This window comes from Streptomyces sp. NPDC058464 (assembly GCF_042721035.1).
Lineage (GTDB): Bacteria > Actinomycetota > Actinomycetes > Streptomycetales > Streptomycetaceae > Streptomyces.
Window position 1 is genome coordinate 81,255 of sequence record NZ_JBHXMA010000023.1, and the last position, 26,611, is coordinate 107,865.

At 69.8% G+C, this 26,611-nt stretch carries 19 protein-coding genes and 4 pseudogenes; 13 read left to right on the top strand and 10 right to left on the bottom strand.

The features are described 5' to 3' along the window. Nucleotides 1–569 precede the first annotated feature (569 nt). Complete coding sequence (locus ACFWPQ_RS28450) at nt 570–962, top strand: hypothetical protein (RefSeq protein ID WP_384040600.1); 393 nt, start codon at nt 570–572, stop codon at nt 960–962. Here ACFWPQ_RS28450 and ACFWPQ_RS28455 read toward each other — a convergent pair. Continuing rightward, the gene (locus ACFWPQ_RS28455) at nt 948–1,544 is read right to left on the bottom strand and encodes a transposase (protein ID WP_384040847.1); all 597 of its coding nucleotides are present in this window, start codon (nt 1,542–1,544) and stop codon (nt 948–950) included. The two genes, ACFWPQ_RS28450 and ACFWPQ_RS28455, sit on opposite strands and share 15 nt — an antisense overlap. Then, entirely contained in the window at nt 1,499–2,041 is a 543-nt protein-coding gene (locus ACFWPQ_RS28460; RefSeq protein ID WP_384040603.1) for a winged helix-turn-helix domain-containing protein, read from the bottom strand. Before ACFWPQ_RS28460 ends, ACFWPQ_RS28455 begins: the two co-directional genes overlap by 46 nt. A gap of 390 nt (nt 2,042–2,431) precedes the next feature. On the opposite strand from ACFWPQ_RS28460, the gene ACFWPQ_RS28465 reads away from it, so the two are divergent. Then, a complete protein-coding gene (locus ACFWPQ_RS28465) occupies nt 2,432–2,806 on the top strand; it encodes a hypothetical protein (RefSeq protein WP_384040606.1) in 375 nt (124 codons plus the stop codon). A 105-nt stretch (nt 2,807–2,911) separates the two neighbouring features. Here ACFWPQ_RS28465 and ACFWPQ_RS28470 read toward each other — a convergent pair. Both ACFWPQ_RS28470 and ACFWPQ_RS28475 read right to left on the bottom strand, forming a co-directional pair. After that, a pseudogene (locus ACFWPQ_RS28470) lies at nt 2,912–3,220 on the bottom strand (hypothetical protein); the annotation flags it as partial. 14 nt (nt 3,221–3,234) lie between these two features. Further along, a pseudogene (locus ACFWPQ_RS28475) lies at nt 3,235–3,681 on the bottom strand (transposase); the annotation flags it as partial. Between the two features lie 137 nt (nt 3,682–3,818). Here ACFWPQ_RS28475 and ACFWPQ_RS28480 point away from each other — a divergent pair. Then, nucleotides 3,819–4,007: a hypothetical protein gene (locus ACFWPQ_RS28480; protein ID WP_361296987.1), complete on the top strand. Its 189-nt coding sequence runs from the start codon at nt 3,819–3,821 to the stop codon at nt 4,005–4,007. Nucleotides 4,008–4,243: 236 nt separating this feature from the next. Then, nucleotides 4,244–4,801 carry a hypothetical protein gene (locus ACFWPQ_RS28485; RefSeq protein ID WP_384040609.1) on the top strand — a complete coding sequence of 186 codons (558 nt, stop codon included), beginning with the start codon at nt 4,244–4,246 and terminating at the stop codon, nt 4,799–4,801. A gap of 113 nt (nt 4,802–4,914) precedes the next feature. On the opposite strand, the pseudogene ACFWPQ_RS28490 reads toward ACFWPQ_RS28485, so the two are convergent. Continuing rightward, nucleotides 4,915–5,298: pseudogene (locus tag ACFWPQ_RS28490) on the bottom strand (IS5/IS1182 family transposase); the annotation flags it as partial. A 30-nt stretch (nt 5,299–5,328) separates the two neighbouring features. Here ACFWPQ_RS28490 and ACFWPQ_RS28495 point away from each other — a divergent pair. Further along, nucleotides 5,329–5,427 (top strand): annotated as a pseudogene (locus ACFWPQ_RS28495) (IS5/IS1182 family transposase); the annotation flags it as partial. 268 nt (nt 5,428–5,695) lie between these two features. On the opposite strand, the gene ACFWPQ_RS28500 reads toward ACFWPQ_RS28495, so the two are convergent. Both ACFWPQ_RS28500 and ACFWPQ_RS28505 read right to left on the bottom strand, forming a co-directional pair. Continuing rightward, nucleotides 5,696–6,199, bottom strand: a complete 504-nt coding sequence (locus ACFWPQ_RS28500) for a hypothetical protein (protein WP_384040612.1) — start codon at nt 6,197–6,199, stop codon at nt 5,696–5,698. Nucleotides 6,200–6,617: 418 nt separating this feature from the next. Continuing rightward, a complete protein-coding gene (locus tag ACFWPQ_RS28505) occupies nt 6,618–7,769 on the bottom strand; it encodes an ROK family protein (RefSeq protein WP_384040615.1) in 1,152 nt (383 codons plus the stop codon). Between the two features lie 185 nt (nt 7,770–7,954). Between ACFWPQ_RS28505 and ACFWPQ_RS28510 the strand changes: the two genes are divergently transcribed. From ACFWPQ_RS28510 to ACFWPQ_RS28520, 3 genes are all read left to right on the top strand, one after another. Further along, nucleotides 7,955–10,402 (top strand): glycoside hydrolase family 3 C-terminal domain-containing protein, encoded by a 2,448-nt coding sequence (locus tag ACFWPQ_RS28510; protein ID WP_384040618.1) that lies wholly within the window; start codon nt 7,955–7,957, stop codon nt 10,400–10,402. A 36-nt stretch (nt 10,403–10,438) separates the two neighbouring features. Beyond that, the gene (locus ACFWPQ_RS28515) at nt 10,439–12,079 is read left to right on the top strand and encodes a carboxylesterase/lipase family protein (protein ID WP_384040621.1); all 1,641 of its coding nucleotides are present in this window, start codon (nt 10,439–10,441) and stop codon (nt 12,077–12,079) included. Between the two features lie 444 nt (nt 12,080–12,523). Further along, nucleotides 12,524–13,186 carry a class I SAM-dependent methyltransferase gene (locus tag ACFWPQ_RS28520; protein WP_384040850.1) on the top strand — a complete coding sequence of 221 codons (663 nt, stop codon included), beginning with the start codon at nt 12,524–12,526 and terminating at the stop codon, nt 13,184–13,186. Between the two features lie 104 nt (nt 13,187–13,290). Here ACFWPQ_RS28520 and ACFWPQ_RS28525 read toward each other — a convergent pair whose 3' ends face one another. From ACFWPQ_RS28525 to ACFWPQ_RS28535, 3 genes are all read right to left on the bottom strand, one after another. Then, complete coding sequence (locus ACFWPQ_RS28525) at nt 13,291–13,671, bottom strand: toxin Doc (RefSeq protein ID WP_384040624.1); 381 nt, start codon at nt 13,669–13,671, stop codon at nt 13,291–13,293. After that, nucleotides 13,671–13,910 carry a hypothetical protein gene (locus ACFWPQ_RS28530; RefSeq protein WP_181803443.1) on the bottom strand — a complete coding sequence of 80 codons (240 nt, stop codon included), beginning with the start codon at nt 13,908–13,910 and terminating at the stop codon, nt 13,671–13,673. The genes ACFWPQ_RS28525 and ACFWPQ_RS28530 overlap by 1 nt, the downstream gene beginning before the upstream one ends. Nucleotides 13,911–14,257: 347 nt before the next feature. Next, nucleotides 14,258–16,330, bottom strand: coding sequence for a glycosyl hydrolase family 28-related protein (locus ACFWPQ_RS28535; RefSeq protein ID WP_384040627.1), 2,073 nt, complete (start codon nt 16,328–16,330; stop codon nt 14,258–14,260). A gap of 584 nt (nt 16,331–16,914) precedes the next feature. On the opposite strand from ACFWPQ_RS28535, the gene ACFWPQ_RS28540 reads away from it, so the two are divergent. The 5 genes from ACFWPQ_RS28540 (at nt 16,915) to ACFWPQ_RS28560 (ending at nt 26,591) form a co-directional block, all read left to right on the top strand. Then, entirely contained in the window at nt 16,915–17,076 is a 162-nt protein-coding gene (locus ACFWPQ_RS28540) for a hypothetical protein (RefSeq protein WP_384040630.1), read from the top strand. A gap of 610 nt (nt 17,077–17,686) precedes the next feature. Further along, nucleotides 17,687–18,055 (top strand): hypothetical protein, encoded by a 369-nt coding sequence (locus tag ACFWPQ_RS28545; protein ID WP_384040633.1) that lies wholly within the window; start codon nt 17,687–17,689, stop codon nt 18,053–18,055. Continuing rightward, nucleotides 18,052–20,022 (top strand): S8 family serine peptidase, encoded by a 1,971-nt coding sequence (locus tag ACFWPQ_RS28550; RefSeq protein ID WP_384040636.1) that lies wholly within the window; start codon nt 18,052–18,054, stop codon nt 20,020–20,022. Before ACFWPQ_RS28545 ends, ACFWPQ_RS28550 begins: the two co-directional genes overlap by 4 nt. A gap of 1 nt (nt 20,023) precedes the next feature. Beyond that, entirely contained in the window at nt 20,024–21,982 is a 1,959-nt protein-coding gene (locus tag ACFWPQ_RS28555) for a S8 family serine peptidase (RefSeq protein WP_384040639.1), read from the top strand. Nucleotides 21,983–22,028: 46 nt separating this feature from the next. Further along, complete coding sequence (locus tag ACFWPQ_RS28560; RefSeq protein WP_384040642.1) at nt 22,029–26,591, top strand: DUF6603 domain-containing protein; 4,563 nt, start codon at nt 22,029–22,031, stop codon at nt 26,589–26,591. Nucleotides 26,592–26,611: the final 20 nt, after the last annotated feature.

The following is a 26,611-nucleotide window of genomic DNA, read 5'->3' on the forward strand; positions in this document are numbered from 1 at the left end:
TCTTCGGTCCGGGCGATCGCCTGCCGCAGGTGGAGGGGAGCTGTCTGGCTCATGGACCCATCCAACACGGCCAACCTCTACCACTGATCAGAAATGGTCCGGGCTGGTCATCCCGGCGAACTGGGCGGCCATTCTCAGTACCTCGGGGCTCGCCCAGGGGTTGTCCCGTAACTAGAGATTTTTAACGGCTGGGATTACGAAGGAGCACATCCCCTTGGAGGGGCTGTGGATGCCGCGCGGAGCCATCGCTCCGGCAAAGTCGACCGCCAAGATCGGCGGCAGGCTACTGATCGCTGCGACCGTCGCCTTGCACGTCTACGATGTGGTGGCCGCACCGAGCGGATCCAGGCGGCCTCCACGACGATGTCAGCACTGCGGGCGGCCTCGCGGGCGCGGGTTACGGTTCCGGGTTCGGGGCAGACCTCCGGACTGTCGGACCCGCGGTCGGCGGGATCTTGGGAGGTGTCGTCGGTGGCGTGGTCGGTATTGGCATCGTGGACGGGATCGAGGATCTGTCGTAGATGAGGACTTGGCTGGACAGGCTGTTCAGGAAGGAGCGGCCCCGCATCGTGAATGAGGATGCGGCGGCGGTCTCGTCGCCGGGCCCGGTATGGAGCGATCCGGAGATCCCGGACGAAGAGCGCGCGGTTCTGCTCGTACGCCTCATCGAAGACCCCACTGCGCGCGAGGACGATCAAGACGACGCGGCGTCGGATCTGGAGTTCCTCTCCGGTCCGTTCGTCGAGGCGGCCCTGATCCGGGCCATCCGGGCGGGGGACTTCCGCAGCGACTTGGCCCAGCGCTGCGCCGAGTCCCTCGCCGGAATCTGGGCCAGGGAGGGCCACGTGGACCCCGCCTTCCTGGCGGAACTGCGCAGCCTGGCGAAGGATGAGGTCTTCGGCATCCTCGGCATCCGCGCCCCACACCTGCTGCCGCCTGGCGCGCCTCTAGAAGACCTTTAACGGCTGAGGCTGCGGTGGTTGGAGGTCGAGTCCGGTTTTGGCGATGAGTCCCTCGATGAGGCGGGGTCGGTACTGCACCTGTTTCAGCAGCGTCTTCACCCGTGCGGTGAGCTGGTCGAGGCTGTCCTTGGTGAGGTTGGCCAGCGACCTCTTCAGGTGCGACCACACGCCCCCGGCCGGGTTGAACTCCGGATCGTACGGCGGCAACTGGTAGACGGTCAGCCATAACCGGGCGGCGATCATCCGTCGCATCATGTGGCTGACGTGCGTGTTCAAATTGTCCCAGACCAAGACAATGGGACCGCCGAGCTGCTGGTGTGCGGCATCGAGCAAGCGGGCGTAATCGATCTCGGTGAAGCCCTTGCGCCGGCCTTTGGCGGGGCCACGGTCCAGGTGGATGCGGTAGATGAGCCGTGGCCTGCGGCCGGCCTTCGTGCAGATCAGCGCCGCCATGGAGACCCGTTTGGTGCCCGCGGCGGTGACCTTCACAACCGGGGTGCAGCCCCGGCGGCCCCAGGTGGGGCCCTTGGGCGGCCTCAGGCCCTGACCTGCCTCGTCCTCGAAGCAGAGCCAGGCGCCCAGGTCCGCCGCCCTCTTTTTATGACGGGCCACTGCTCGTCCCTCCAGGCGGCGATCTGCGCCTCGTTGCGCTCGCTGGCCTTCCGGGCCGGGACCCGCACGCTCCAGCCGATGCGGTGCAGCAGCAGATCCAGCCCGGCCAGGGTGTCATCGACGCCGAACCGGCGGCGCACGACCTCGCCGATGCGGGCCAGCGTCCAGCACTGGTCACTCCATCCGCACGCGGCCGGCCCGGCCTCCAACACCGCCTCCAGGGCACGCAGTTGGCCGGCATCGAGCTTGCAGCGGGCGCCACCGGGGCCCTTGGAGACCAGCGCCTGGCGGCCACCCGAGGCCAGGGCCCGACGCCACCGGTTCGCCGACATCCGAGTCACCCGGAACCGCCGGACCACCTCCCGGTCACTGGCCCCCGCATCGATCAAGTCAGCTGCCGCGAGCCGCACTTGCTCACGCCGATCACGCTCCTCGGCCGCCAGCCCACCCCCATCGGGATACCTCATCCCTCCGGCACAGCGCAGCCGACGCCAACCGTGACGACCCCACGTAACCCACACCGTTAAAGATCTCTAGTTCGGCTGATGCAGCCGACTGCCACGGCGGTGCTCCGTAGCACTCGCCTGCGTGCCGCCGGTGTTGTCAGTGCTCCGGGATACGGTGCGGTGTGATGGGCCGGACGGAGATCGTGAGGGACTCGCGGCCATGGGGGGTGGGTCGGACAGGCCCCGGCAGCCAGCTCGGGACTGGAGACGTTTTGCCGCGCTCCACCCCCCACCTCCGCTGTTCAAGAGGCGTTCCGCCCGGCTGTTTCGCGGGTGCGCCGATATCTGTCTCGCCCCCAGGCCACGCCGAATCCTGTGGCAACGGCCACATTCGATCTCTACAGTCAACGCATGCCCATCGACGACGAGCACCCAGGTCCCCTCGACGTCGCTGCGATGCTCACCGACCAGACGAGCGCGTGCAAGGCAGCACGCGAGGCCATCGCTGCCGGCGGTGAGGTGGAGATCTTCGACGGGTCGGCACCCCACTGGATGGTCCACGGCATCACCGCAACGAGGCTGAGACTGTCGTTGAAACGCGGTCTACCGAAGACCATCGGCCTCGAAGAGACCGTTGGGATCCTCGCGCGGCACCGCGGCGAGCAACTGCGTACCGGGTCCGTCGTCGCGGCAGACCGGCTCTCGTTCTTCACCTTGTACTTCGACGACACCGGGACCGAGCTCTTGGCGTGCTACGGACGCTCTGCGACACCGTTCGAGCCCTGACGTGATCCGCATCCACATCCGCATCCACATCACCGGCGCCTGCACGACCGCAGCCGTTACCGACGGCCTGAATCTCAGCTTCGTGTAGCAGGTCGTGGGGGCATCTCAACTGCGGACAAGCGTTTCGGACAAACCTTGGCGGGTCGTCTCAACGATGGTGCGGCGACAGCGGATGAGGGTGCCGGCGATACCGACGAAGGCGAGGAAGTGTTCAGCCTCGTGCTCGTAGCGGCGGTGCAGGCGGCGGCAGCCGTTCAGCCAGGACATCGTCCGCTTGACCACCCGCCGGTGCCGCCCCAAGTGGCCGGACGGCTCGATGCTGCGGCGGGCCATGCGCGGCACGATCTGCCGACGGCGCAGTCGGCCTCGCAGGTGGTCGAAGTCGTAGCACTTGTCCGCGTGCAGCCTCGCCGGGCAGTCCTGAGGGTCGGCGCCGGAGATGCCCACCGAAACAGGCAGCCCGCTGCGGTCGCCGATGGCGTGAATTCTCGAACCAAACTCCCCTCGATCGATCGGTCGGTCGGTCGGATTCGGTCCGGTCAAGGGCCCTCTTTGACCGCGCGGATATTAACCGAGTCGATCGCACGGCGCGACCGGTCCAGCCCGCCGGCCGCGCCGAACCCGTCCAGCACCACTCGGTGCGGCTTGGCCCACACCCGGGCCCGCGACCAGTCCGTGAATCGCCGGTGCACCGTCTGCCAGGAGGCACCGAAGACCGGCGGTGGCTGACGCCAAGTGCCGCCTGGGGTTGCGATGAAGTTGATCGCGGCCAGTACTGCGCGGTCATCGCATCGCCGCCGGCCCCCGTCTTGGGCGCGGACTGACGGTTCCGGCGCCACGCCCTGGAAGATCTCCCACAGCCCGTCCGGCACCAGGGCCTGACAGGTCGCGTCACCGCCCCCGCACCCAACAGCAACGTCACCCGAACGGCCTAACCCGACATGTCGCCCACATGGATGAACATCAAGCTGAGTACTGTCCCAACCGAGGCAATCCGTGAAAGGCGAACCACATGCGCATTCGACGAATCCTCGCCGCCGTCATCGCCACGGCAGCTCTCGCCGGACTCGGCCTCACAGGCGCTCCCACCGCCACCGCCGCCAGCCTCACCCCGGGTGAGTGCGAGCAGGGCGGCGGAACGGTCAACTGGGCGAACAACACCTGCAAGGGCGGCATGTACGACGGGCAGATGGTCGACTGAACCCCACTGGGCGCCCCGCAACCACGCGCTGCGGGGCGCTCCCGCGGAGCGTAGCCGGGAGAGTCGCAGGGACCCGACCCGTCGGGCACGCTGGGTCCGAATCGGCCCGGAAGCACCATCGCACCGGCCGATCCGACGCATAGCCGGTTCGCGTCCAGATCAGCACCAGGGCCTGTCCGGTCGAGAACAAGGGCAGCCCTCCGCCCCGGCTGTCACGGGGTGGATTTAATGCCCAGGTGGTGAACTGGACGCAGATGCACGACTGCTACACGGACGTCGATCGCGTTCCCGTGCTCCTGGATCGGTTGGAACGCGAGGACGACCCCGAAGCGTGGGAGGAACTGGGATATCGCCTGGTCCTCGAACACGACCTCGTCTTCCCCGCCGGCTTCGCCGCGCTGCCGAGCCTGGTACGTCTCGCATCGAGGAGCACACGAGCTCGTGGACTGGCAGGGGCAATCCTGCGCCGCGCGGCGGGACACCACGGCTGCGACGATCTGCTGGCGGACTGTACCCACGCGATCACGGAGTTCCGCAAACTGCTGGACCAGCATCTCGAATCGCGACCGGTCGACTTCCTCGCCGTCTTCCTCGATCTGCTTGCAGCCAAAGGGGAGTACCACTGGAGCGCCGTCCTGGGAGGCTTCACGGACGACTCCCACCACCCTGGCCTGCCCCCACTGCGCCGTGGACGTGACGATCGCCATCGGGGACCGCGGGCGTTTTTCAGCGATCCGGGACTGGAACCTGGGCGACGTGAAGCACCGCAGCCTACGGCCCGCGACCTCCGCTGAACTCTCCGGCACTGGCAGGTGGATGCACGAGACTGCCCTCCGCGACGGACACGAGGCGCTCGCCCACGGAATCGTCCACCTCCTGGGCCAAGGGCGCAGGAGAGCGGCGAGACTCAGGAGCGAAGCCACAGCCGGATCGCGGTGACGATCACCGTGCCGTGGGAGACGTAGGCCCATTCGTCGAACCGAGCGGCCACGGCACAGAAACCTTTGAGAGCGTTGATCGTTCGCTCGACCTCGTTCCTGCGGGCATGGCACGTTCGGTCGAAGCCGGCTGGCCGACGGCCCTTGCTACCGCCCTCGCTACCGCGCTGTTGCCGATGGGCCCGCTGGTCGCGGCGGTCGGGGATGGTGTGCCTGATCTGTCGACGCCGCCGATGGTGACGGTCGCGGCGGGAACTGTACGCCCTGTCGCCGCTGAGGTGAGCCGGCCGAGTGCAAGGACGCCCGCCAGTCGGGCGCGGCACCACGACGCGCTCCAGCACCGGGATCATCCGCGTCACGAGGGCGCCGACGCGGGTGGGCGGGACCGAACGAAGAACCACCGCTGCTCCACAAACCACCGGGTGGTCATCGACGCCGACACCCGCCTGGTGGTGGTCGGCCGACCGCTGCCGGGGAACCGCGCCGCCATCGCCTTGAGCACCTCGTCGGTGGTGCGGCGGTCGAGGTAGGACTCGTCGACGCATACAACGCCGGCCAGTGGGATGTCCTCGTCGGCGGCGGACACCCGCGAACCCGTCGTCAGGCGGACTGTGCGAACCGCGTGGAGCGGCGGATTTCTACGGCCGTGTGGGCGATCCCGAGCCTCGGTGTCTCCTGAACCATCGTCCTGAACCACTGCGGATCGCTCCGCGAGTGCGGTACCTGGCGGACTCCGCGCGGGTCAGGCCGTCAGGCGTCCTGGGCTCCCTCCAGGTCCCCTTGGGGGCTGCCCGAGGGTGCCAGGGCGACGAACAGCGGCATCTTGTACAGCGGTGGAGGTTCGCCGGCCAGTCCGAGTCGCTGCCAGGCCAGCCGGGCCGAGATCTTCAGCACGCGGCGTGCGCGCATGATGAGCAGGACGGCGAGCGGCAGTTCCACCAGTACGGCCGAGGCTATGCTCCCCCACACGTCGCCTCGCCCCCAGCTCAGGGAGACGTCGAACCAGGCATCGCAGACCAGGAGCGTGGCGGCCACGAAGGAGAGCGGAACCAGGGCCTGCCGTCGCAGCCAGACCGCGACTCCGGCGCCGGCCAGCGACACGAGCAGCATGACGTCGAAGCCCACCCAGACCATGGGCCAGTACCGGGCCTCGAAGCGATCGGGCAACGAAACGGACAGGTAGACGGTCCAGGGAACGAGCAGGAACGCGGACAGGGCAAGTTGCCCCACCGCCCGGCGGTGGCGGCGGCGCACTGTGGGACTGTCCGGTGAGAATGCCGCCTCGGCCGTCATGCCTGTCGTTGCGGTGGGGTTGCTCTGCTTCCTCATCCTTGCCTGTCCCTGGTATCAGCTCCCGGCCCGGGCCGACTCCGTCGGTGACCACACCGCTGATCGCGTCTGACTGGCGACGCGCGGGCGTGAGACCACGCCGCGAGACCTGTCGAGCGTTCTTCGACAGGACGGAGAGCTCCCGTCCTGTCCGCAGACGGAGCCGCTGCCTTCGACGGCGGCGACCATGAGCGCACGTCCAGCGTACGCAGCTGGTCCCGGAGACCGGCGAGCGGGGCGGTGGTCGTACGACCACCGGTGGCCGGTGGGGTTGTCCGAGGTCTGCCAGTGGTGTCCCGGCCGTCGGAGTGGGGAGCGGCCCCGTAGCCCCGGCCGCCTCCGGTCAGTCGTCGGCCTGCCGGATTCCGTCCCGCAGGGCGATGTCCCGGGCGAGCGTGAGGCTCCCGATCAGCTCGGCACGGGTGCCGAGGGCGGAGGCGGCGACGAGGACGCGGTTGTCGAAGCCCGGCTGGGCGAGCCGTTCGATCGAGTCACGGACGCCGTCGACGAACGCCTCGCCCGCCTGGCTCATCTCGCCGCCGATGACGACGGCCGCGGGGTCGAGCAGCGCGCACAGGTTGGCCAGGACTCGGCCGAGGGTACGGCCGGATTCGGCGAAGATCTTGCGGGCCACCGGGTGGTGGGCGATCTCCGGCAGCCGGGACCGCAGGTCGGTGTCGCCCGGGTAGAAGTGCTGGACCTGCTGGAGCACCTGGCGGACCGAGACGATCGTCTCCAGGCAGCCGCGGTTGCCGCACCGGCACCAGTCGCCGTCCGGGATCACCTGGGTGTGCCCGATCTCGCCCGCGGCCCCGAAGCTGCCGCTGACCGGGATCCCGTGGACGATGAGGCCCGCCCCGATGCCGTCGGACGCCTTGACGTAGATGAGGTTGCCGCGGTGGTCGGCGGCGCCGTGCCGGTGTTCGGCGAGGGCTCCGAGGTTCGCGTCGTTGTCGAGGGAGACCCTCAGTCCGGTCCGGGAGCCCAGTTCGGCCGCCAGGTCGAGCCCGGACCAGCTGGACAGGATGGTGGGCGAGGCGATCGCCCGTTTGCTCATGTCCAGCGGCCCCGGTATGCCGACGACGCACGCACTCACCGGACCGTCGACGGTGAGCCGGACCTCCTCGACCGTCTGGCGGATCATGTCGGCCGTGATGTCCAGGGCCGCGGTCGGCCGGGCGTCCACGTCGATGGCCACCCGCCGCTCGGCCCGGACGGTCAGGTCGAGGGTGGCCGCGGCGACGGTGAGGTGCCGGTGGCCGACGTCCGCTCCGACGACCGCGCCCGCCGGATAGCGCGGCCGAAGGCGGCGGCCTGGGCGCCCGCGGCCGCCCCTGTTCTCCCCCTGGTGCTCGGTCAGCAGCTCGTCGGCGAGGAGGCCGCGGACGACGGCCGCGACGACCGGACGGCTCATGCCCAGCGCCGTCTGGAGTTCGGGGCGCGACGCGCTGCCGTGCCGCCGGACATGGGCCAGGACCTCGTCACGTGCCGACACGTGTCACCTCCCTGTGAGGGCGTCAATTTATGTCGGGCAAGAACGGAATTCCAGAGGGTTGACGCATCGAATGTGCGAATTTAACCTCCTTGAGCGTTCGATCTTTTATAGAGCCACCTGCTTCGACTCGAATTCTGTCCAGCGGAGACATAAATCGTCGAGCACTTCAGTGGTGAGGAGTTCGCATGGAGCTCGATCGGAGCTCGGTACGACGCCGCGGCAGCCGTTTACGCCGTACGGCGCTGATCGCGGGAGTGAGCGCGGCGCTGATCGCCGGGGGCACGGCCGTGGCTCCCGGCGCCTCGGGCGCGGGCAGTTCGGGCGTGACCGTCAAGGTGTCCCCGCGCGTCGCCGCTCTCATCGCCCGGATGACGCTGGACGAGAAACTGTCCTTCGTCCACGGCGGCACCGATCCGGAGGCGCTCGGGCAGGCCGGATACATCCCGGGGGTGCCCCGCCTCGGCATCCCCGAACTGCGGCTCACCGACGGTCCGGCGGGCGTCCGGGTCAACGAGCACGCCACCGCGATGCCGGCACCGGTCGCCCTGGCCTCGTCCTTCGACGACGGGCTGGCCCGGGAGTTCGGCCGGACCGTCGGACGCGACGGCCGTGCGCTCGGGCAGGACGTCCTGCTCGCGCCCATGACGAACATCATCCGAGTGCCGTACGCGGGGCGGAACTTCGAGACGTTCAGCGAGGACCCGCTGCTCAGCTCCCGCATGGTGGCCGGTGAGGTGGAGGGCGTCCAGAGCCAGGGTCTGATCGCCACCGTGAAGCACTACGCGGAGAACAACCAGGAAGACAACCGCATGGGGGTGAACGTCAACGTCGACGAGCAGACCCTGCGTCAGATCGAACTGCCCGCTTTCGAGGCCGCCGTGAAGGCCGGCGCCGGGGCGGTGATGTGCTCGTACAACTCGGTGAACGGCAACCACGGCTGCGGCAGCGAGGAACTGCTCGACTCGATCCTCAAGGAGCAGTGGGGCTTTGCGGGCTGGGTCATGTCGGACTGGGGCGCCGCCCATGCGACGACCGACATCGTGAACGGCCTCGACCAGGAGATGCCGAGCGGCGTCTACCTGGGCGGGGAACTGAAGACCGCGATTACCGACGGCACCATTCCCGTCTCGGAGCTGAATGATTCGGTCGCGCGCATTCTTCAGCAGATGACGAAATTCGGTCTCCTCGACGGTGCGGCGACCCGGCGGCCCGCACGCGATCCGAAAGGCGGCGCGAAAGTCGCCCAGAAGGTGGCCGAATCCGGCGCGGTCCTGCTGAAGAACTCCGGCGGAGCGCTTCCGCTGACCGGCAAGGACACCAGCATCGGGCTCATCGGGCCGACCGCGAAGACACCGAAGGTCACCGGCGGCGGCAGCTCCAACGTCGTACCGGACTCCGCGGCCTCGCCACTGGACACCATCACCGCGCGGGCCGGCCGGCATGCCACGGTGCGGTACGCGGCCGGCGGCGACACCGGCGACCCCATTCCCGCCTCGGCCCTCAGCCCCGCCCTGCCGGTGGACGCGGACGGCACGATCCCCGTCACACCGGACTCCTCCTTCTACTACAGCGGCACCCTCACCGTGCCGACCGACGGCGACTACTCCTTCGTCTTCGACCTTCCCGCCGCGTACGGCCTGGTGAAGATCGACGGGAACAGCGTCATCACCGGTTTCCTGGGCTCCAGCAGCGCCACGGTGCACCTCACGGCGGGAGCGCACAGCTTCGAGGCCGGCGCCCTCGCGATCCAGGGCGGACCGACGAAGGTCCGGCTGAACTGGGTCACCCCGGAGGCCGCGCAGGCCGCGCGGGAGCAGGCGGTGGCGCTGGCCCGCCAGGTGAAGACCCCCGTCGTCTTCGCCTACGACGACGGCACCGAGGGCTTCGACCGGAAGAACCTCTCCCTGCCGGCCGACCAGGACGGACTCATCTCCGCCGTCGCCGACGCCAACCCGAACACGATCGTCGTCCTCAACACCGGGTCGTCGATCACCATGCCCTGGCTGTCCAAGGTCAAGGCGGTCCTCGACATGTACTACCCCGGGGAGAACGGGGCCGAGGCCACCGCCGCGCTGCTCTACGGCGACGTGAACCCCTCGGGCAAGCTCACCCAGACGTTCCCCGCGAGCGAGTCCGCCACACCGGTGGCCGGAGACCCCCTCAGGTACCCGGGAGTGGGCGACCAGGAGAACTACTCCGAGGGCATCTACGTGGGCTACCGCTGGTACGACAAGGAGGGGGCCGCCCCGCTCTTCCCCTTCGGCTACGGGCTGTCGTACACCTCGTTCGCCTACCGCGATCTCGCGGTACGGCAGAGTCACGGCGCGTTGACCGTCTCGTTCACCCTGAAGAACACCGGGACCCGTGACGGTGCCGAGGTCGCCCAGGTCTACGTCGGCGAGAGCCCGGGGACCACCGCGCCGCAGGCGGTGCGCTCGCTCGGCGGCTACCAGAAGGTGCGGCTGCGCGCGGGCCGGTCGACGACCGTACGCATCCGGATCGACGCCCAGCAGCTGAAGTACTGGAACACGTCCTCCCACACCTGGGTGCTCGGCACCGGGAAACGGGACGTGTGGGTCGGCTCCTCGTCGCGGACGCTGCCCCTGCACGGCAGCGTCGGCGTCACCCGCTGACGGCCCGGTCCCTCGTCTCCCGCCAGAGAGGTCCCCATGACTGCCAGCAGAATCCGTGCCGCCCTGGGCGGCGTGCTGATCCTGTCCATGAGCGCCGTCGGGCTGCTGCCCGCGACGGCGTCCGCGACAACGTCGACGGCTGCGTCCGTGGCCGCGTCCGCGAGAGCGGCGAGCGTAGTGCCCACCGACGAGGGCGCCGTGCGCGGTGCCGTCTCCCAGGGCGTCGAGCGGTTCGTCGGCATCCCCTACGCGGCGGCCCCTACCGGCTCCCGGCGCTGGAAGCCGCCGCGGCCCGCGGCGCGCTGGACCGGTGTCCGTGAGGCCACCGCCTTCGGCAACCCCTGCCCCGTACTGCCCAGCGGCAACGGTCCGCGCAGCGAGACCGAGGACTGTCTCGACATCAACGTGTGGCGGCCGGCGGGTGTGCGGGCCGGCGGCCGTCTTCCCGTGCACGTGTTCATCCACGGCGGTGGCCTGACCAACGGCAGCGGCGCACAGAACGACGAGTCGAAGCTCGTACGGGAGGCGGGTGTCATCGGCGTCTCGCTCAACTACCGGCTCGGTGTCCTCGGCTTCCTCGGGCTCCCCGCCCTCACCGAGGAGGGCGGCGAGTCCGGCAACTACGGCTTCATGGACCAGCAGGCGGCGCTGCGCTGGGTGCAGCGCAACATCGCCGCGTTCGGCGGGGACCCCGCCGCGGTCACCATCGACGGCGAGTCCGCGGGCGGCTGGTCCGTCTGCGGGCATCTGGTGTCGCCCGGCTCACGCGGTCTGTTCGCCCGCGCCGTGATCCAGAGCGGCTCCTGCCCCAGCGAGCCGCAGGACCAGGCCGAGGCCACCGGAACGGCGTTCGCCCGGCAGGCGGGCTGCGACGGCACCGACTCGGCGGCCGTCCTCGGCTGTCTGCGGTCGGCTTCGGTGGGTGCGCTGCTCGATGCGAGCCGGTCCTTCTCGGCCGCCTTCGTGGACGGCACGCCGACGTTTCCGGTCGAGGTGCGCGAGGCGGTGGACAGCGGGCGGTTCGCGCGCGTGCCCGTGCTGGTCGGCGCCAACCGCGACGAGGGCCGCACCTTCGCCCAGGGCTACATAGGGGCGGGCAAGGAGGCCTATCTCGCGTTCGTCCAGGGCGTCGCCGGGGACCGTGCCGACGAGGTCCTCGCCCGCTACCCCTGGCCCGAGACGTCCGACGCGTACACCGCGGCGTACCTCGTCGGCGCGATCATGACCGACTCCGGGATGATCGGCGGGATCGGCGGGTGCGGGCAACGCTCGCTCGTGCGGACCTTCGAGCGCTACACCCCCACCTATTCGTACGAGTTCGACCACCGGACCGGGCCCGGCCTGACGCAGATACCCGGCTACGTCTGGGGAGCCGGCCACGCCGCGGAACTCGCCTACATCTGGCCCAGCTTCGACAACGGCACGCCGATCGCCCCGCTCTTCGACGCCGGCGAACGGCGGCTCGCCCGCGAGATGACGCAGTACTGGGGCGCCTTCACGAAGACCGGCCGTCCGCACGTCGCCCGGCAGGCCGCCTGGCCCGCCTACCACAGCGGCAAGGAGGTGACGCTGTCGCTGCGGGCGGGGGGCAGGAGTGTCCTGATCGACGACGCCCGGTTCGCCACGGAGCACCAGTGCTCGCTCTGGGACACCGTGCCGGTCACACACGGCTCCTGAAAGAGCGTCTGGTGCGGCGGGCATCGACCAGACCGCGCGGATACGGGCGTCGCGCCGGCCGCCGTCGTCTTCCGCGCCCGCGGCTGCCGGTCGGTTCGGCCAGCAGCAGGATCCGGGGGGAGGTGGGCAGTTGCTCGGCGAGGGTGACCTTCTGCCGGCTGGGTACGCGCAGCGTGCAGGAAGTAGTGGTGAAGAACGGCGTCTTGGTCTCCGTCGGCGACTTCCACACGCCCCCGGCATGCGGCTGACCGCCCGCCCCGACCTGGTGGTGCGGCCTACCGTGTGTGATCGTCTGCCCAGCCCCACCACCCGGCTGACTGGGTCACCACACCGGCCATCTGCCGAAGTGGGCGGTCGGTCGGCTTCGACGCCCTTGAGCGGCCCCGGAATTGGCTTGTTCGGGGGCCGCTTGTGCCTGGGCCCGTTAACGTCGAGGTCGTGGAAATCGATGAGGATTCCCTTTTGGCGGAGCAGATTGCCTACTACCGAGCTCGCGCGCCCGAGTACGACCGGGTCTATGCCGAGCGTGAGGATCTGCGCAAGCTGCTGGCCCTGGCCGACGTCCTCCCGGTTGCCGGGGATGTGCTGGAGCTGGCCTGCGGAACGGGGCAGTGGACCGGGGCGTTGGCCGCGCGGGCGCGCTCGGTGACTGCTGTCGATGCGTCACCGGAGGTCCTGGGCATTGCGCGGGCGCGGGTCACTTCCGCCAACGTCCGGTTCGATCGGGCCGACGTGTTCCAGTGGCAGCCGCCGCGCCGCTACGATGCTGTGTTCTTCGCGTTCTTTCTCTCCCATGTCCCGCCGTCTCGGCTCGGCGACTTCTGGAACACCGTCGCTGCCGCCCTCGCGCCCCATGGCAAGGCCGTCTTCATCGATGAAGGCCCCGCTGCGGCCGCCCGTGAGGAAGTGGCTTCGGACGTGCGTCGACTCGACGACGGCAGCCAGTACCGCATCGTGAAGGTCCTCCACGAACCGGCAGAACTCACCGGTGAACTGGCCGCGTTGGGGTGGTCGGCCGACATCCGGCCACGGGAGGAGTTCATCATCGGTATCGCCGAACCACGTTCCGTGCCCGTCACCTGGCGCGCTCAGCCCCCTCTCGCTTGAACTGCTGTTTCTCGTCTGCCGCCTTGACCGGCTTGTTCACCAAGTGTGCTGCGGTGGCGCAGCGGACGCGGTGGCGCCGGCCATGGCGGCCTCGGTGCCGATGGCTACAGCCTCCAGCCGCGCAGCTGGTCGGCGACGTCCTGGACGCTTATGCGGGTGTCACGCACCTTGCGGACCAGGTCGGGCAGCGCGCCGTAGGGTGGGTCGATGCCTTCGCCGGCCTGCGCCATGTACTGGGCAGCGAGGAACGCGGCGTAGAGGCTGTTGCGGTGCGGGAGCGGCTCCAGGCGCACGATCGTGTGCAGGAGGGCCGCGGCACGCCAGGCCGTGTCGGGGTCGGCGGCCGCGAGGGTGGGCAACCGGGTCTTGTGGCGGGCGACGGCCGCAACCAGCGCGGAGTAGTCCGAGACGGTCAGGTCGTCGTGGCCGAGCGCGTTCTCCTGGACGTCCAGCAGCCAGGAGACGTCGATGTAGAGGGGCGGCATCAGGCGGCAGCAGCCCCGTTGCCGCGCTCGGCGGGCGGCACCTCGTCAGGGAAGGCCTCGTCGAACTCGCCACGCAGCCGCTCGGCCCATTCGGTCGCACCGGCGACGAACTGCTTGCGCTGCATCTCGCGGATTCCGAGGTCGTGCAGGTACTGCTTGAGGCTCTTGCCCTCGGCGGCGGCCGCGGCCCGCACGCCTTCGAGTTCCTCGTCGGTGAAGGACACGTTCAGGGATGGCATAGACCGATGGTACCTAGTAGGTGCCTGCAGGTGAAGCGGGAAGCCGGAGCGGCCCTCCAGCAGCCCGCCGTCTGGTCTTGCTGCTCCAGCATGCCAGGAGCCCGCGCCCCTCGGCCCGTACGGCGTTTCCGGCCAACACGGCTGGACGGTGAACTTGCTGCGTGATCACCTTCCGGGGAAATTTCTACAGCACTGTAGATCGAAATGCGGAGTCGACCGACACCCTCAAGTCGATCTCGCCGATGGTCGAGCCCATGCCGGTGCTCGGCATGAGCGGGCGGGCCGCCTCCCACGAGTGGAGACGGCCTGCCCTCCTGCGATGGCGTGGCTGCTTCGCCCGTCGTACCTCACCAAGGGGCCGGGGCCGGTGGCGGGGCCACCGGGGGCCGGTCGTCGCAGGTGATGGTGTTCGGCAGTTCCCAGGACGCCAGCCAGGGGCCGGTCGTGCCGCCGCCGTCGTTGCCGCCGAGGTCGTTCACCGCGAACTCGGAGCCGGAGGCGGGGAAGTTGAAGGAGCCGCAGTTGTTGATGCCGACCGCGCCGACGTTGCGGGCGTCCACGTTCTCGAAGGACGCCGATCCGGCGGAGCGGGCGCTGAGCACGGAGGTGCCGGTGCCGTCCACGCGGATGTCCTTGAAACGGACGCCTCGGATCGCGTACTTGTCCTTCACCGGAAAGTCGGAGACGAGCATGATCGCGTTGTAGGTGTTGTCGAGGAAGTGGTCGCCGGTGACCTGGATGTCGGCGTCGATGTCCCGTTCCAGGGCGTAGAACCAGATGGCTCCGAGGCCGATCTTCCAGTTGAGCTCGAAGGGGCCTGAGCGGACTGTGGTGTTGTCCGTGATCCGCAGGTGCCCGGTGAAGGGCTCCGCGCCGAACCGGGAGCCGACCTGGATGGCGCTGCCCTCTCTGATCGGGTCGGCTATGAGGTTGCCGGTGACCGTGTTGTCGGTGCCGCCGTACAGGGCGATGCCGTTGGCGAGGACCGGGGTCTGCACGGTGTTGTGGGCGAAGACGTTGCGCGCGTCGCCCGCCTTCTCCGACCACATGGCCAGACCGTCGTCGCCGGTGTTGCGGACGAAGGTGTCCGAGACGCTCGAATCGGTCACGCCGGTGTGGAAGTTGAGGCCGTCGGCGATCTGGTCGGCGATCTGGGTGCGGGTGACTCGCAGTCGGGTCATCGGGCCGTCGAACCACATGCCGACCTTGGTGTGGTGGAGGTAGAGGCCGTCGATCGTCGAGTCGCTCAGCGCTCCGCCGAGGGCGTTGACCTGGTCGGTGTCGATGCGTTCGCGTACGTCGCCCTCGACGGCGAAGCCCGACAGGTGGACGTCGTGGCTGCCGCCGTCCGCGGCGTCCTTGCCGTAGAAGCCCACCCCGGTGTGGACCGAGCCGTCGGGGGCGGGGGTGTCGAGGGTGACCTGGTGGCCCTTGACGATCGTGTACCAGCTGCCGGCCCCGACGATCGTCACGTCGTCCACGACGATGTGGCGGTTCACCTGGTAGGTGCCCGGCGGCAGGTACACCTTGAGGTGCCGCTTCTTGGCGTAGGCGATGGCCCGGTCGAAGGCGTCTGCCGCGTCACGTCGGCCGGTGGGGTCGGCTCCGAAGGCGACGACGTTCGCGGCATGCGTCTCGACGTGGGGCGCGCCGACGAGTTGGGTGTCGAGCAGGTCGATGACGGTCCAGGCGGCCGTGCTGTTCCTGGGCGCGGTGAGGCGGACGGTGTCGCCGGCCGCGTACCGCTTGCCGAGCAGCAGTCTCTGCTCGTCGTAGAAGTGGCTCGGCCTGAACGGCTTGTCGATGGTGGGCGCCGGGGTGGTGGCCGCGGGAACGCAACCGCATTCGGTGATCCACCAGTCGGGGTGCAGCAGGTCGCCCTGGGGGTCGTTGCTGAACGGGTACTGGTTGTAGAGCCAGGAGTACTGCGAGGTGAGGGTCATCGTGGTGCGGTGCCGGCCGTCCACGGAGACATCGAGGGGTGCGGTGATGCCGCCGCCTCCGGGAGCGTCGGGGATGCTGTACCGCACGGTGAGGGCGCTGGCCGCGTGCGGCAGGGTGAACTCGACGTACTGGCCCGGCTTCAGGCGTACCGCCGTGCGGCCGGACGCCTCCGAGGGCAGCGTGTAGGCGGCGCGGTCCGGGCCGATGACGGTGCCGTCCGTCGCCGCGTTCTCCGCCTCCTGTTCGTCGAAGTCCACCGCGGCGCCCCGCCCCGCGACAAGGGCGGGGTCGAGCCCGGCCCGGGTCACCGTCGCGAGGCCCGCACGGCCGGCGTGCCACGACGACGCCGGGGCCGGAGCCCCGAGGCCGAGCACGAGTCCGGCGGTGACCGCGGTCAGCGCCACCAGGGTCCGAGCCGGTCTTCGCGCACGGCCTCTCAGCCGCTCCGCAGCAACGTGGTCGGTGTACCGCGCCATCGGATTCTCGTTTCTCTGGGAGCGGAGGTCACCGAGGGCCGCTCGGTGCGCGGCAGCACGACGGGAACGGGCCGTGCCGCTGCGTACCGGGACATTAGGGCGCGACAGGACGGCCGGACAAGACAGCGGACACTTCTTTCCATCGACTGATACATATTCTGCAATGGATTGTCGATTACTTGCGCTTGGATCTCCTTCCAACATGAGCAGCAGGCGGCCTCGAACCGTTGCCCATCAGCCCGTGACCTGCGATGATCCAATCTCGATTCGTGTTCACGGGGGGAGACCGAAGCGTGGGACCCTTGAGACCGGGCAGTGACGACACCCTGTCCCGTCGGAGCCTGAGACGACCGCGTACGACGCTCCTGGCGGCACTGGGCATCACCGCCATCTTCGTTGCGGGGTGCGGAAGTTCCAGCGATGACGGACTGCCGGTGCGGTTGGTCAACGAGTCGGCCTGGGGTGCTCGCGTGCTCGGCTGTCCGTCCTGCGGAGAGCGCGGCGTCACGGTCGTGGGCGACCCCGACCAAACGTCGGACGGGGGCGGTACCTACTTCGGGTGGACCGAAGAACGCGCATGGCCTGTGAGGTACAGGGTGGTCGTCCGGGGAGTGGAGTCGGTCTGCCCCGTCATCGACCCCGAGCCCGCCAAGGCAGTCGGCGAAGTCGGCACCCGAGACATCATCTACGTGGTGGACAAGACCGGGACATGTGTCGCCGGCCCGGCGAGCATGGACGACGTGTGAGTGGGCATTGAGGTGTCGCTTGCACCGTTGAAGCAAGCGGCTGGTCCGATGGCTCGCCTACAAGAGCATCCGGAAGCGAGCACCAGCCGCTACGAGACCACCGCAACCGCAGCACGCATGACGGCTTGTGCAACTCCTCGTTTCTCCGCGCTTGCGCCAGCGCACGGACGGCCGACATGTTCCGCCTGGCCGGGAGCATGAGGGGTGGCTCCCGACCAGACGCCTGCCGTCGACCCGCGCCGTCGGCCCGAGGGGGCATCGGCTGCGGCGTGAAGTGACAGCAGTATCGCGACGAGGGTGAACGGCAGAGCCGTGAACCGGTACCAGTGCTCGGAACGACGATCCGCACCGTTCCTCGCCACGCAACGCTGGGCGCCGGGTCCGGTGGAACCCCCGCCGGCGTCGGCATCTGTCCGATCTGCCGGCCGCCGGTAGCCATCGTGCGTTCCCGGTTGCCCCCTGTCGCGACCCGTTCCGCTCATCGGACCGTCACCGTTGGCGCAGCTCACCGTAGATGGCGGTCCGGCGGGAAGACGGGAACGGTCGCAGGTCGGGCCCGGTGACGCGGCCGTGACGATGTGGTGACGGCGGGCCCTGCACCGTCGACGGCATGCGAAAGCACGGATGCAGGCACGGACGCGGCCGCCTCGACGGAGACTTTCGATCCGGCCGCCGGAACGTGGCGGGTGACCGCGCCCACCACCGGATCCTGCCGCTGCGCTTCGAGCAAGTCCTCGTGCTCGGTGGCACCGGGGCTCCGGAATCGACCGGCGGCCGCCGGTCCGTCATCGCCTACGACCCCGCTCTCGACACCGGGACCAAGGCCGCCGGCCCGAATGCCGGCCGATCCGGCCTCGGTGTGGTGGAGCCCGCCGGCAATCGCGTCCTGGTCGCCGTCGGCGTCGCGGCCACCGGCGCGGTGGCCGGAAGTCCCGACGCCGCCGCGTCGGCACGAACCGGAGAGGTGCTCATACCGTGACTCAGCCACAGGACTTCCGGCTCATGATCGGCGAAGAGCCGTTCGACCCCATCGAGGTACCGGCGGCAGCCGAAGTCCTCGCGTCGGCCAGGAAGCCGATGGTCGTCCAGTTCACGGCCTCCCTCAACGGGCCCGACGCCGACCGTCTGAAGGCCGCGTACGGCTTGAGGCTCGACCGGTTCATCCCGAACCTGGCGTTTCTCGAGCGGCTCGACGACGCGACCGTCGGCAGGCTGCGGGCCGATTTCCTGGTGCGCTCGGTCGTCGCGCTGGACCCGGCGCTGAAACTCGCGTCCTGGCTGCCCGCCACCGGCACGCCGCTCGACCTGATCGCGACCCTGTTCGCCGACGCTGACCTGGCCTCCGTCGGCGCGGCGGTGAGTGCGCTGGGTGCACGCGATGTCGTGCTCACCGACGGCCGGCCGCTCGGCAGCGAGCAGTACGTCTCGTTCGCCCTCGACGACCGGGCCCTACTGCCGCAGGTCGCGGCCCTCGACGAGGTGGTGTTCGTCGAGCCGGAGCCGGAGCGCGATGTGACCGACGTGCCCTCGGCCGAGGTGTTCCAGTCGGGACGGACCGGCGGCCCGGCGGACGACACGATCTGGCGGCGCGGGCTGCACGGCGAGGGCCAGATCCTCGGACTCATCGACAAGGGCCGTCTCGACCTGAACCACTGCTTCTTCAATGATCCCGATGAGTCCAAGGCGAACGAGGACCATCGCAAGGTCCTCGGCATGTTCGACCAGAACGACGTCGGGGCGCACGACCACTTCATGTTCGTCGCCGGCATCGCGGTCGGCGACCAGCGCAGCGCCGACGGCAGGACGAGCACCCTTCACGCGAACCGGGGTGGCGCGTACGAGGCGAGGATCGTCTGCAACAGCATGGGCGACCTGGTCGCACCGGTAAGTCGCAAATACGTGGAGCTTCTCGACAGGGGGAAGAAGGCGGGGGCCTTCATCCACAGCAACAGCTGGTCCGGTCTGGTCACGACCTACAACGCCGACGCGGTCGACGCGGACAGTTTCAGCTTCAAGAACGAGGAACACCTGATCATCGGCGCTGCCTCGAACACGAACGACCGGGGATCGGGCAACGGCGCGCCGGGGATCGCGAAGAACGTGCTGTGTGTCGCCGCCGCTCAGGCCTTTCCCGACCACATGACCTTCGGCAGCGGAAAGAGCGGGCCGACCGTGGACGGGCGGCGCAAACCCGATCTCATGGCGGTGGGCAACGGCATCCAGTCCGCCCTCCTGAATCCGAGGACCCCGCCCGCCGTGTACTGCGACACCGGCCTCCCGAAGAAGAACCCCACGCTTGCCGCCACGAGCTGGGCGACCCCGAACGCCGCTGCCGCGGCCACGCTCGTGCGCCAGTACTTCACGGAGGGGTGGTACCCCAACGGGAGGAAGGAACCGGATCGCAGCGTCCATCCGTCCGGCGCCCTGATCAAGGCGGTGCTGCTCAACTCGACAGTCAACATGACGGGCATCGCCGGCTATCCGTCCAACACCGAGGGCTGGGGGCTGATCCAGCTCGATCGCACGCTCTTCTTCGAGAAGGATCCGCGTTCCGCCCGCCGTCTGTTCGTGAAGGACGTACGGCACAGTGCCGGGCTGTTGCCGCAGACCAGCGCCACGTACCGCTATTTCGTCGGCACCAGAACCGAGCCGCTCAAGATCACGCTCGTGTGGACGGATCTCCCCGCGTTCGAGGGTTCCACGCAGACGTGGCGGAACGTCATCCGGCTGGAAGTCGAGGACGCGCTGGGTGTCAAGTACCTGGGCAATGACATCGATCCCGCCACAGGTTTTTCCCACGAGGGTGGATCCGGCCCCCAGGACTTCGTCAACAACGTCCAGATGGTCATCGTAGACAACCCGTTCACAGGCCTCTGGAAGATCACTCTTCGAGGAAGCTTCGTGTTCGAACGACAAGGCTACGCACTGGTCGTGTCGGGGGGATGACGTGAACGCACCCGGTACCGCGCCGCAGTCACCGGACTTCCGCCTCATGATCGGCGACGAGCCGTTCGACCCCATCGAGGTACCCGTATCGGTCCAGGGGCTCGCGACGGCTAAGAAGGCGACCATCGTCCAGTTCACCGCCTTGCTGACCGAACCCGACGTCGCCCGGGTGAAAGCCGCGTACGGTCTGGTCCTCGCTCGGTTCATCCCGAACCTGGCCTTCCTGGAGCGGCTCGACGACGGGACCGTCGGCAGGCTGCGTGCCGACTTCCTCGTGCGGTCGTGCACCGCACTCGATCCGGCGCTGAAGCTCGCGCCGTGGATTCCCGCCACCGGCACCCCGCTTCGGCTGATCACGACCATGTTCGACGACGCGGACGCCGGCACCGTGCGATCGGCACTGGACGCGGCCGGCGCCCGGGACGTCCGGATGATCGACGACCGCCCGGCCGGCAGCCACCTGTTCGCGGAGTTCACTCTCGACGACCGTGCGGCTCTCCCCCTGATCGCGGCCATCGACGACGTCGTCTGGGCGGAGCCCGAACCGGATGCCGTGGATTTCAACGTGGAGGCGGCGCAGACGATCCAGTCGGGTGGGGTCGGCGTGCACGGCGGCACGATCTGGGACCAGGGCCTGCACGGCGAGGGCCAGGTGATCGGCATCATCGAGAAGGACGGGACGATCGACCTGAACCACTGCTTCTTCGCCGACGAGCCGAACGTCCCCGGTCCCGGCCACCGCAAGATCCTCTCGCTCACCAGGAAGAACGACACCAAGGTGAACGAGCACGCGATGTTCGTCGCGGGCATCGCGGCCGGCGACGACCGCGCGAACCCGGGCACCCACCCGCACCGGGGCGGGGCGTTCGCGGCGAGGCTAGTCGTCCGCACCCGCGACAACCATCTCCTGAAGATGCTCGAGGACGCGAAGGCCGCGGGCGCCACCATCCACAACAACAGCTGGGGGCTCGCGGACATCACGAGCTACGACAAGACGGCTCGGGACGCGGACGAGTTCAGCTTCCGCAACGAGGACCATGTGGTCGTCGGCGCCGGCGCCGGGTTCCACGAGGCGGACAACACACCGCCCGGGATCGCCAAGAACGTGCTGTGCGTCGCGGCGGCCAAGGCCTTCCCCTTGGAGATGAGCGACGGCGACGGGCTTCCCGGGCCGACGAGCCCCGACAAGCGCCGGAAGCCCGAGATCATGGCCGTCGGTGGCGGCATCAGCTCGGCGCTGGTGAACCCCGCGTCGCCGTCCGCACCGTACTGCCTGACCGGCGAGCCGCAGGTGTTCGCGGCGGTCGCCACGAGCTGGGCCGCGCCGAACGCGGCGGCCGCGGCCGCGCTCGTGCGCCAGTACTTCACGGAGGGGTGGTACCCCACCGGCAGGAAGCGGCCGGACCGCCGCCTGCTGCCGACCGGCGCGCTGATCCGGGCGGTGCTGCTCAACTCGACCGTCGACATGACCGGTCGTCCCGGGTACCCGAGCCTCACCGAGGGCTGGGGGCTCATCCGGCTCGATCGCACGCTCTTCTTCGACGGCGCTCGCCGCCGGGTGGACGTGCACGACGTGCGGCACAGCGCCGGCCTGGAGATCGGGCAACGGCGCACGCACGAAGTCGTCGTCAGCAGCATCACCGAACAGCTCAAGATCACGCTGGTGTGGACGGACGTTCCACCCGCCGAGACCCTGCACACCCTGCCTGCGCGGAACCTCCTCAGGCTGGAGGCCGAGGACCCCGGGGGAATCGCCTACGTCGGCAATGACATCGACATTCCCACCGGGCTGTCGAGGCCGGTCGGGTCCGGCCCGCCGGGCCCACCGGATCTCCGCAACAACGTGCACATGGTCATCGTCGACCATCCGCCGGTCGGCAAGTGGAAGATCACGGTCGAGGGGTCCGTCGTCTTCGGTCAGCAAGGTTACGCGCTCGTCACGTCCGGGGCTTTGAAGTGAACGCCTCCGCTACGGGCCACCCCGACCGCCGAACCGGGAGCGAAAAATGGCACTGACCGTCGAATCGCTGATGCTGGAGATGGGGCGGGCGTTCGCGCCGCTCGAACAACGCCTGCGTGGCGGCGAGATCCCCCTCCTGTTCGCCGAGATCGGGCTGCCCGCACCCGACGTGGTCCTCGGTGCGCAAGCCGTGCAGACCGCGATCGGGGGCACCGCGACCGCGCTGAGCGCACTGCCTCGCGTGGTGGCGGACCTGGCCGCGGCGATCGACTCCCGTGACACCGCCCGGATCGCGACAGCGGTGGCGGCCACGGCGCAGATCATCAAGAGTGTCACGACGGCGATCGACGTCGTGTCCACGGCGATCAGGGCGGGGGCGCAGGCGGCCGGACCACGGCAGGCCGAGGTCGAGGCGTTCGCCTCGGAGGTGGGGCAGCGGTTGCTCGGTTTCGCGCTGGCGACCTACCTCGAAGAGCAGATACCGATGGCCGGGTATTCACTGGAGCTGCTCGGTGTCCTCGAGTCGACTCCCCAGGCCGCGACGCCGGCGGCGCCCGCGCACGTGCGCCGCGTCCTGCGGTTCGACCGGCTGAACGCGCTGCTCCACGACCCTGTCGACGTCCTCTCGCAGCTCTACCGCTGGGGCACGCCCGAGTTCGACTGGGACCTGTTGCTGCGCCGGCTGGCGATCTTCCTCGGCGCGGTCACGAACTTCGCGTTCGTGCAGACCGGGCCACCGCCGTTCCTGCGTGTCGCCGCGGTCGACATCGGCGTCACCGACGACCCGGTGCCCGGCGTCCAGGCTCTGCTGCGTCTGGCGGCCGCCGAGGGGCTGAACCTGGTCCTGCCGATCGGCGACACCGTGGCGCTCGTCGTGACGTCCGACGCGGCCGTGGAGGAGAAGGCCGCGGTCGAACTGCTGCCGCCCGCCGATCTCCGGGTCGTCCCGCCGGCGGCCGAAGTCCGGGGCGGCGTGCGGTTCGGTTTCCAGGCCCCGTACGCGGCCGGGGCCCCGCCGATCCTCGTGCTGGGCACGGCCGGCGGCTCGCGGATCGAGGCGCGGCTGCTGCGCGCGACGGCGGGCGCGGACCTCGAATGGAATGCCGCCGAGGGACGTGCTGACGGCGAACTCGTGGTGGAGGCGGCCGTCGAGGGCGGCAAGGTCGTCCTGGACCTGGCCGACGCGGACGGGTTCCTCGGCACGATCCTGCCGGCCCGCTCGATCGAGCTGGACGTCGACCTCGCGCTGGCGTGGTCGTCCGCCACGGGGCTGCGCTTCAAGGGGGCCGCCGGGGCGGAGGTCGACGTTCCGGTCAGTCTCGGCGTCGGTCCCGTGACCGTCACCAGCCTGCACCTCGCGCTGTCGCTGGCCGGTGGGGACGTCACGCTCGAAGCGTCGGGTTCGGTCGATGCCCGGCTCGGCCCGGTCTTCGTGGCGGTCCAGCGGACCGGTGCCGTGCTGCGGATGTCGCAACCGGACAGTGGCGGCAGTCTGGGCCTCGCCGACTTCTCCCTCGGGTTCAAACCGCCCTCCGGGGCGGGCCTGTCGATCGACGCGGGCGGGATCTCGGGGGGCGGGTTCCTGGCGTTCGACCCGGACCGCGGGGAGTACGCGGGCGCGCTGGAGCTGGAGTTCGCGGATTTCCTGGCGCTGAAGGCGATCGGGCTGATCACGACGCGCCAGCCGGACGGTTCGGCCGGGTTCTCCCTGCTGCTTCTCCTGACGGCGGAGTTCGGCAGTGGAATCCAACTGGGGTACGGGTTCACGCTGTTGGCCGTCGGTGGCCTGGTCGGGCTGAACCGCGGCATGAACCTGGCCGCGCTCGTCGAGGGCGTGCGCACCGGGGCGATCGAGTCCGTGGCCTTCCCGAGGGACGTCATCGCCAACGCACCCCGGATCCTCTCCGACCTCGCCCGGTTCTTCCCGCCCGAACAAGGCACCTTCCTCATCGGCCCCATGGCCAAGATCGGCTGGGGCACCCCGACCCTGGTCAGCATCTCGCTCGGCGTCATCATCGAGATCCCCGGCAACATCGCCGTCCTCGGCGTGCTCAAAGCCGCGCTGCCCACGGTGGACGATCCGCTGCTGGTCGTCCAGGCACAGTTCGTCGGCGCACTCGAACTCGACAAGTCACGGCTGTGGTTCTTCGCGAAGCTCTTCGACTCCCGCATCCTCGCCATGACCATCGACGGCGGCATGGGCGTCCTCGTGGCCTGGGGCGACAACCCCGATCTGGTACTGACCGTCGGCGGATTCCATCCCGCATACCGGCCGCCACCCCTGCCGTTCCCCGTTCCCGACCGGCTGTCGGTGGACCTGCTCAACCGCGGCAACCAGCTGATCCGGGTGCTCGGCTACTTCGCCATCACCAGCAACACGGTCCAGTTCGGCGCGAAAGCCGAAGTCCGGCTCGGATTCAGCGGCTTCGGCGTCGAAGGCCACCTCGGCTTCGACGGACTGTTCCAGTTCTCCCCGTTCCGGTTCGCCGTCCACATCTCCGCCCATGTGACCCTCAAGGCCTTCGGTGTCGGTGCCTTCGGCATCGACCTCGACTTCCAGCTCGAAGGCCCCGCGCCCTGGCGCGCACACGGACGCGGCTCCATCGGCTTCCTGTTCTTCTCCATCTCCGCCGACTTCGACATCACCTGGGGCCAGGACCGCGACACCACACTCCCGCCGGTCGCCGTACTCCCCCTGCTCGCCGCCGAGATCGGCAAGACCGAAGGGTGGGAAACCCGGCTGCCCTCCGGCGGCAACCGGGCGCTGGTCAACCTGCGGAACCTGCCGGACACCGGCGAGTTGGTGCTGCACCCGCTGGGCAGGCTGTTCGTCCGGCAACGGGCCCTGCCGCTGAACGTGCGGGTGGACCGGATCGGCGGGCAACGCGCCGCGGACGGCAAACGCTTCCGCGTCACCCCGGTGCCGAACAGCGGACTCTCCACCGCCGGCGAGACGGCTGACCGGTTCGCCATGGGGCAGTTCCAAGATCTCTCCGACGCCGCCAAGCTGTCCCGGCCCTCCTACGAGACGCAGGACGCCGGGCTCGAACTCGTCGCCGACAAAGCCCTGGCCACCGCCAGGGTGGTCCGCCGCAGCGCACGCTACGAACTCCACATCATCGACAACAGCACCACCACCCCGGCGGCGGGATTCGCCGCAGCCGCAACACCGGTGAAACGCTTCCACACCGTCAGCGGGCCGGTCTTCGACCAACTGCTCAACGGCAGCAGCACCAGCCGCGCCCCCCTCTCCGCCCGCCAGGCACAGCAGAAACAGCCGTTCGCCGCCGTCGACACGGTCCGTGTCACCGAGCAGCGGTTCGTCGTCGCCTACCTCAAGAGCAACCGGCAGGCGTTCCCGCCGAGCGTGCCGGGGCGGCCGTCCCGCGGTGCGCCGGCGACGTTCCGCAGCCGGACCACCGCCGAGGACGCGCTCGCCGACTTCGTCGCCGACGACCAGAGCCTGGCCGGGCTGTTGCACGTCATCCCGGCGTCCGAGGCGGCCATCACCCCGGGCGTGCCCGGTACCTGGTCCGCCGCCGGTGTCCTGCCCGTGCCGGTGTCCGAAGTGGACCTGGTGCCGCTGGCCACCGGCCGGACCCTGTTGGCCGGCGGCACGGACGCGGCCGGCGCGCCGGTCGCCGCGACCGCGTTGTTCGACCCCACCTCGGACTCATGGGCAGCCGGTCCGCCGCTGCGCACCGCCCGGGAGCGGCACACGACCACGGGCCTCGCCGACGGGCGCGTCCTCGTCACCGGCGGGCGCTCGGCCACGAACGCGCTCGCCTCGGCCAAGGTCCTCGACCCCGCCGAGGGCGCCTGGACGCCGGTGCCGGACATGAGCACGGCCCGGCACGGGCACACGACGACCCTGCTGCGCGACGGACGGGTGCTCGTCGCGGGCGGCTCGGGCGTCCGGCCCGGGCAGGAGGACGGCGCGCTCGCGTCGGCCGAGCTGTACGACCCGCTCACGCGAACCTGGACCGCTGCCCCGCCGATGACCGACGCCCGCACCGGGCACCGGGCCGTGCCGCTGGCCGACGGCCGGGTGCTGGTCGTCGGCGGTGCCCTGCCGACCGGAAACGGCCGGGCGAACGCACTGGCGTACTGCGAGCTGTACCACCCGGTCACCGGCTGGTCCCCCACCGGCAGCCTCGCCGAGGCCCGCACAGGCCACCAGGCGACGCTGCTGCCGGACGGCAAGGTGCTGGTCACCGGCGGCGACCCGGTCGTCGCCGCCGATGGCACCCTCGACCCGCACAGCCTCGCCTCCGCCGAGCTGTACAACCCGGTGACCGGGTTGTGGACGGCGGTGGCGGCCATGCCGGGCGGGGGCCGCAGCCGGCATCGGTGCTTGCTGCTGCGCTCCGGAGTCGTCCTCCTCACCGGCGGCTCAGGGGCCCCGGAGCTCACCGCCGGCTACCGCTCCGCCCTCGTCTACGACCCCGGCGACGACGTCTGGACCAGCGTCGCCGGCCTCACCCTCGGCCGCTTCGGCCACGCCATGACCGAGCTGACCGACGACCGCGTGCTCGTCGCCGCGGGTGCCGCGGGTGCCGCCGGTCCGACCACCGATCCCGCCGGCACCGGCGAGGTGTTGATCCCGTGACCCGGCTCCTGGAGGAACGA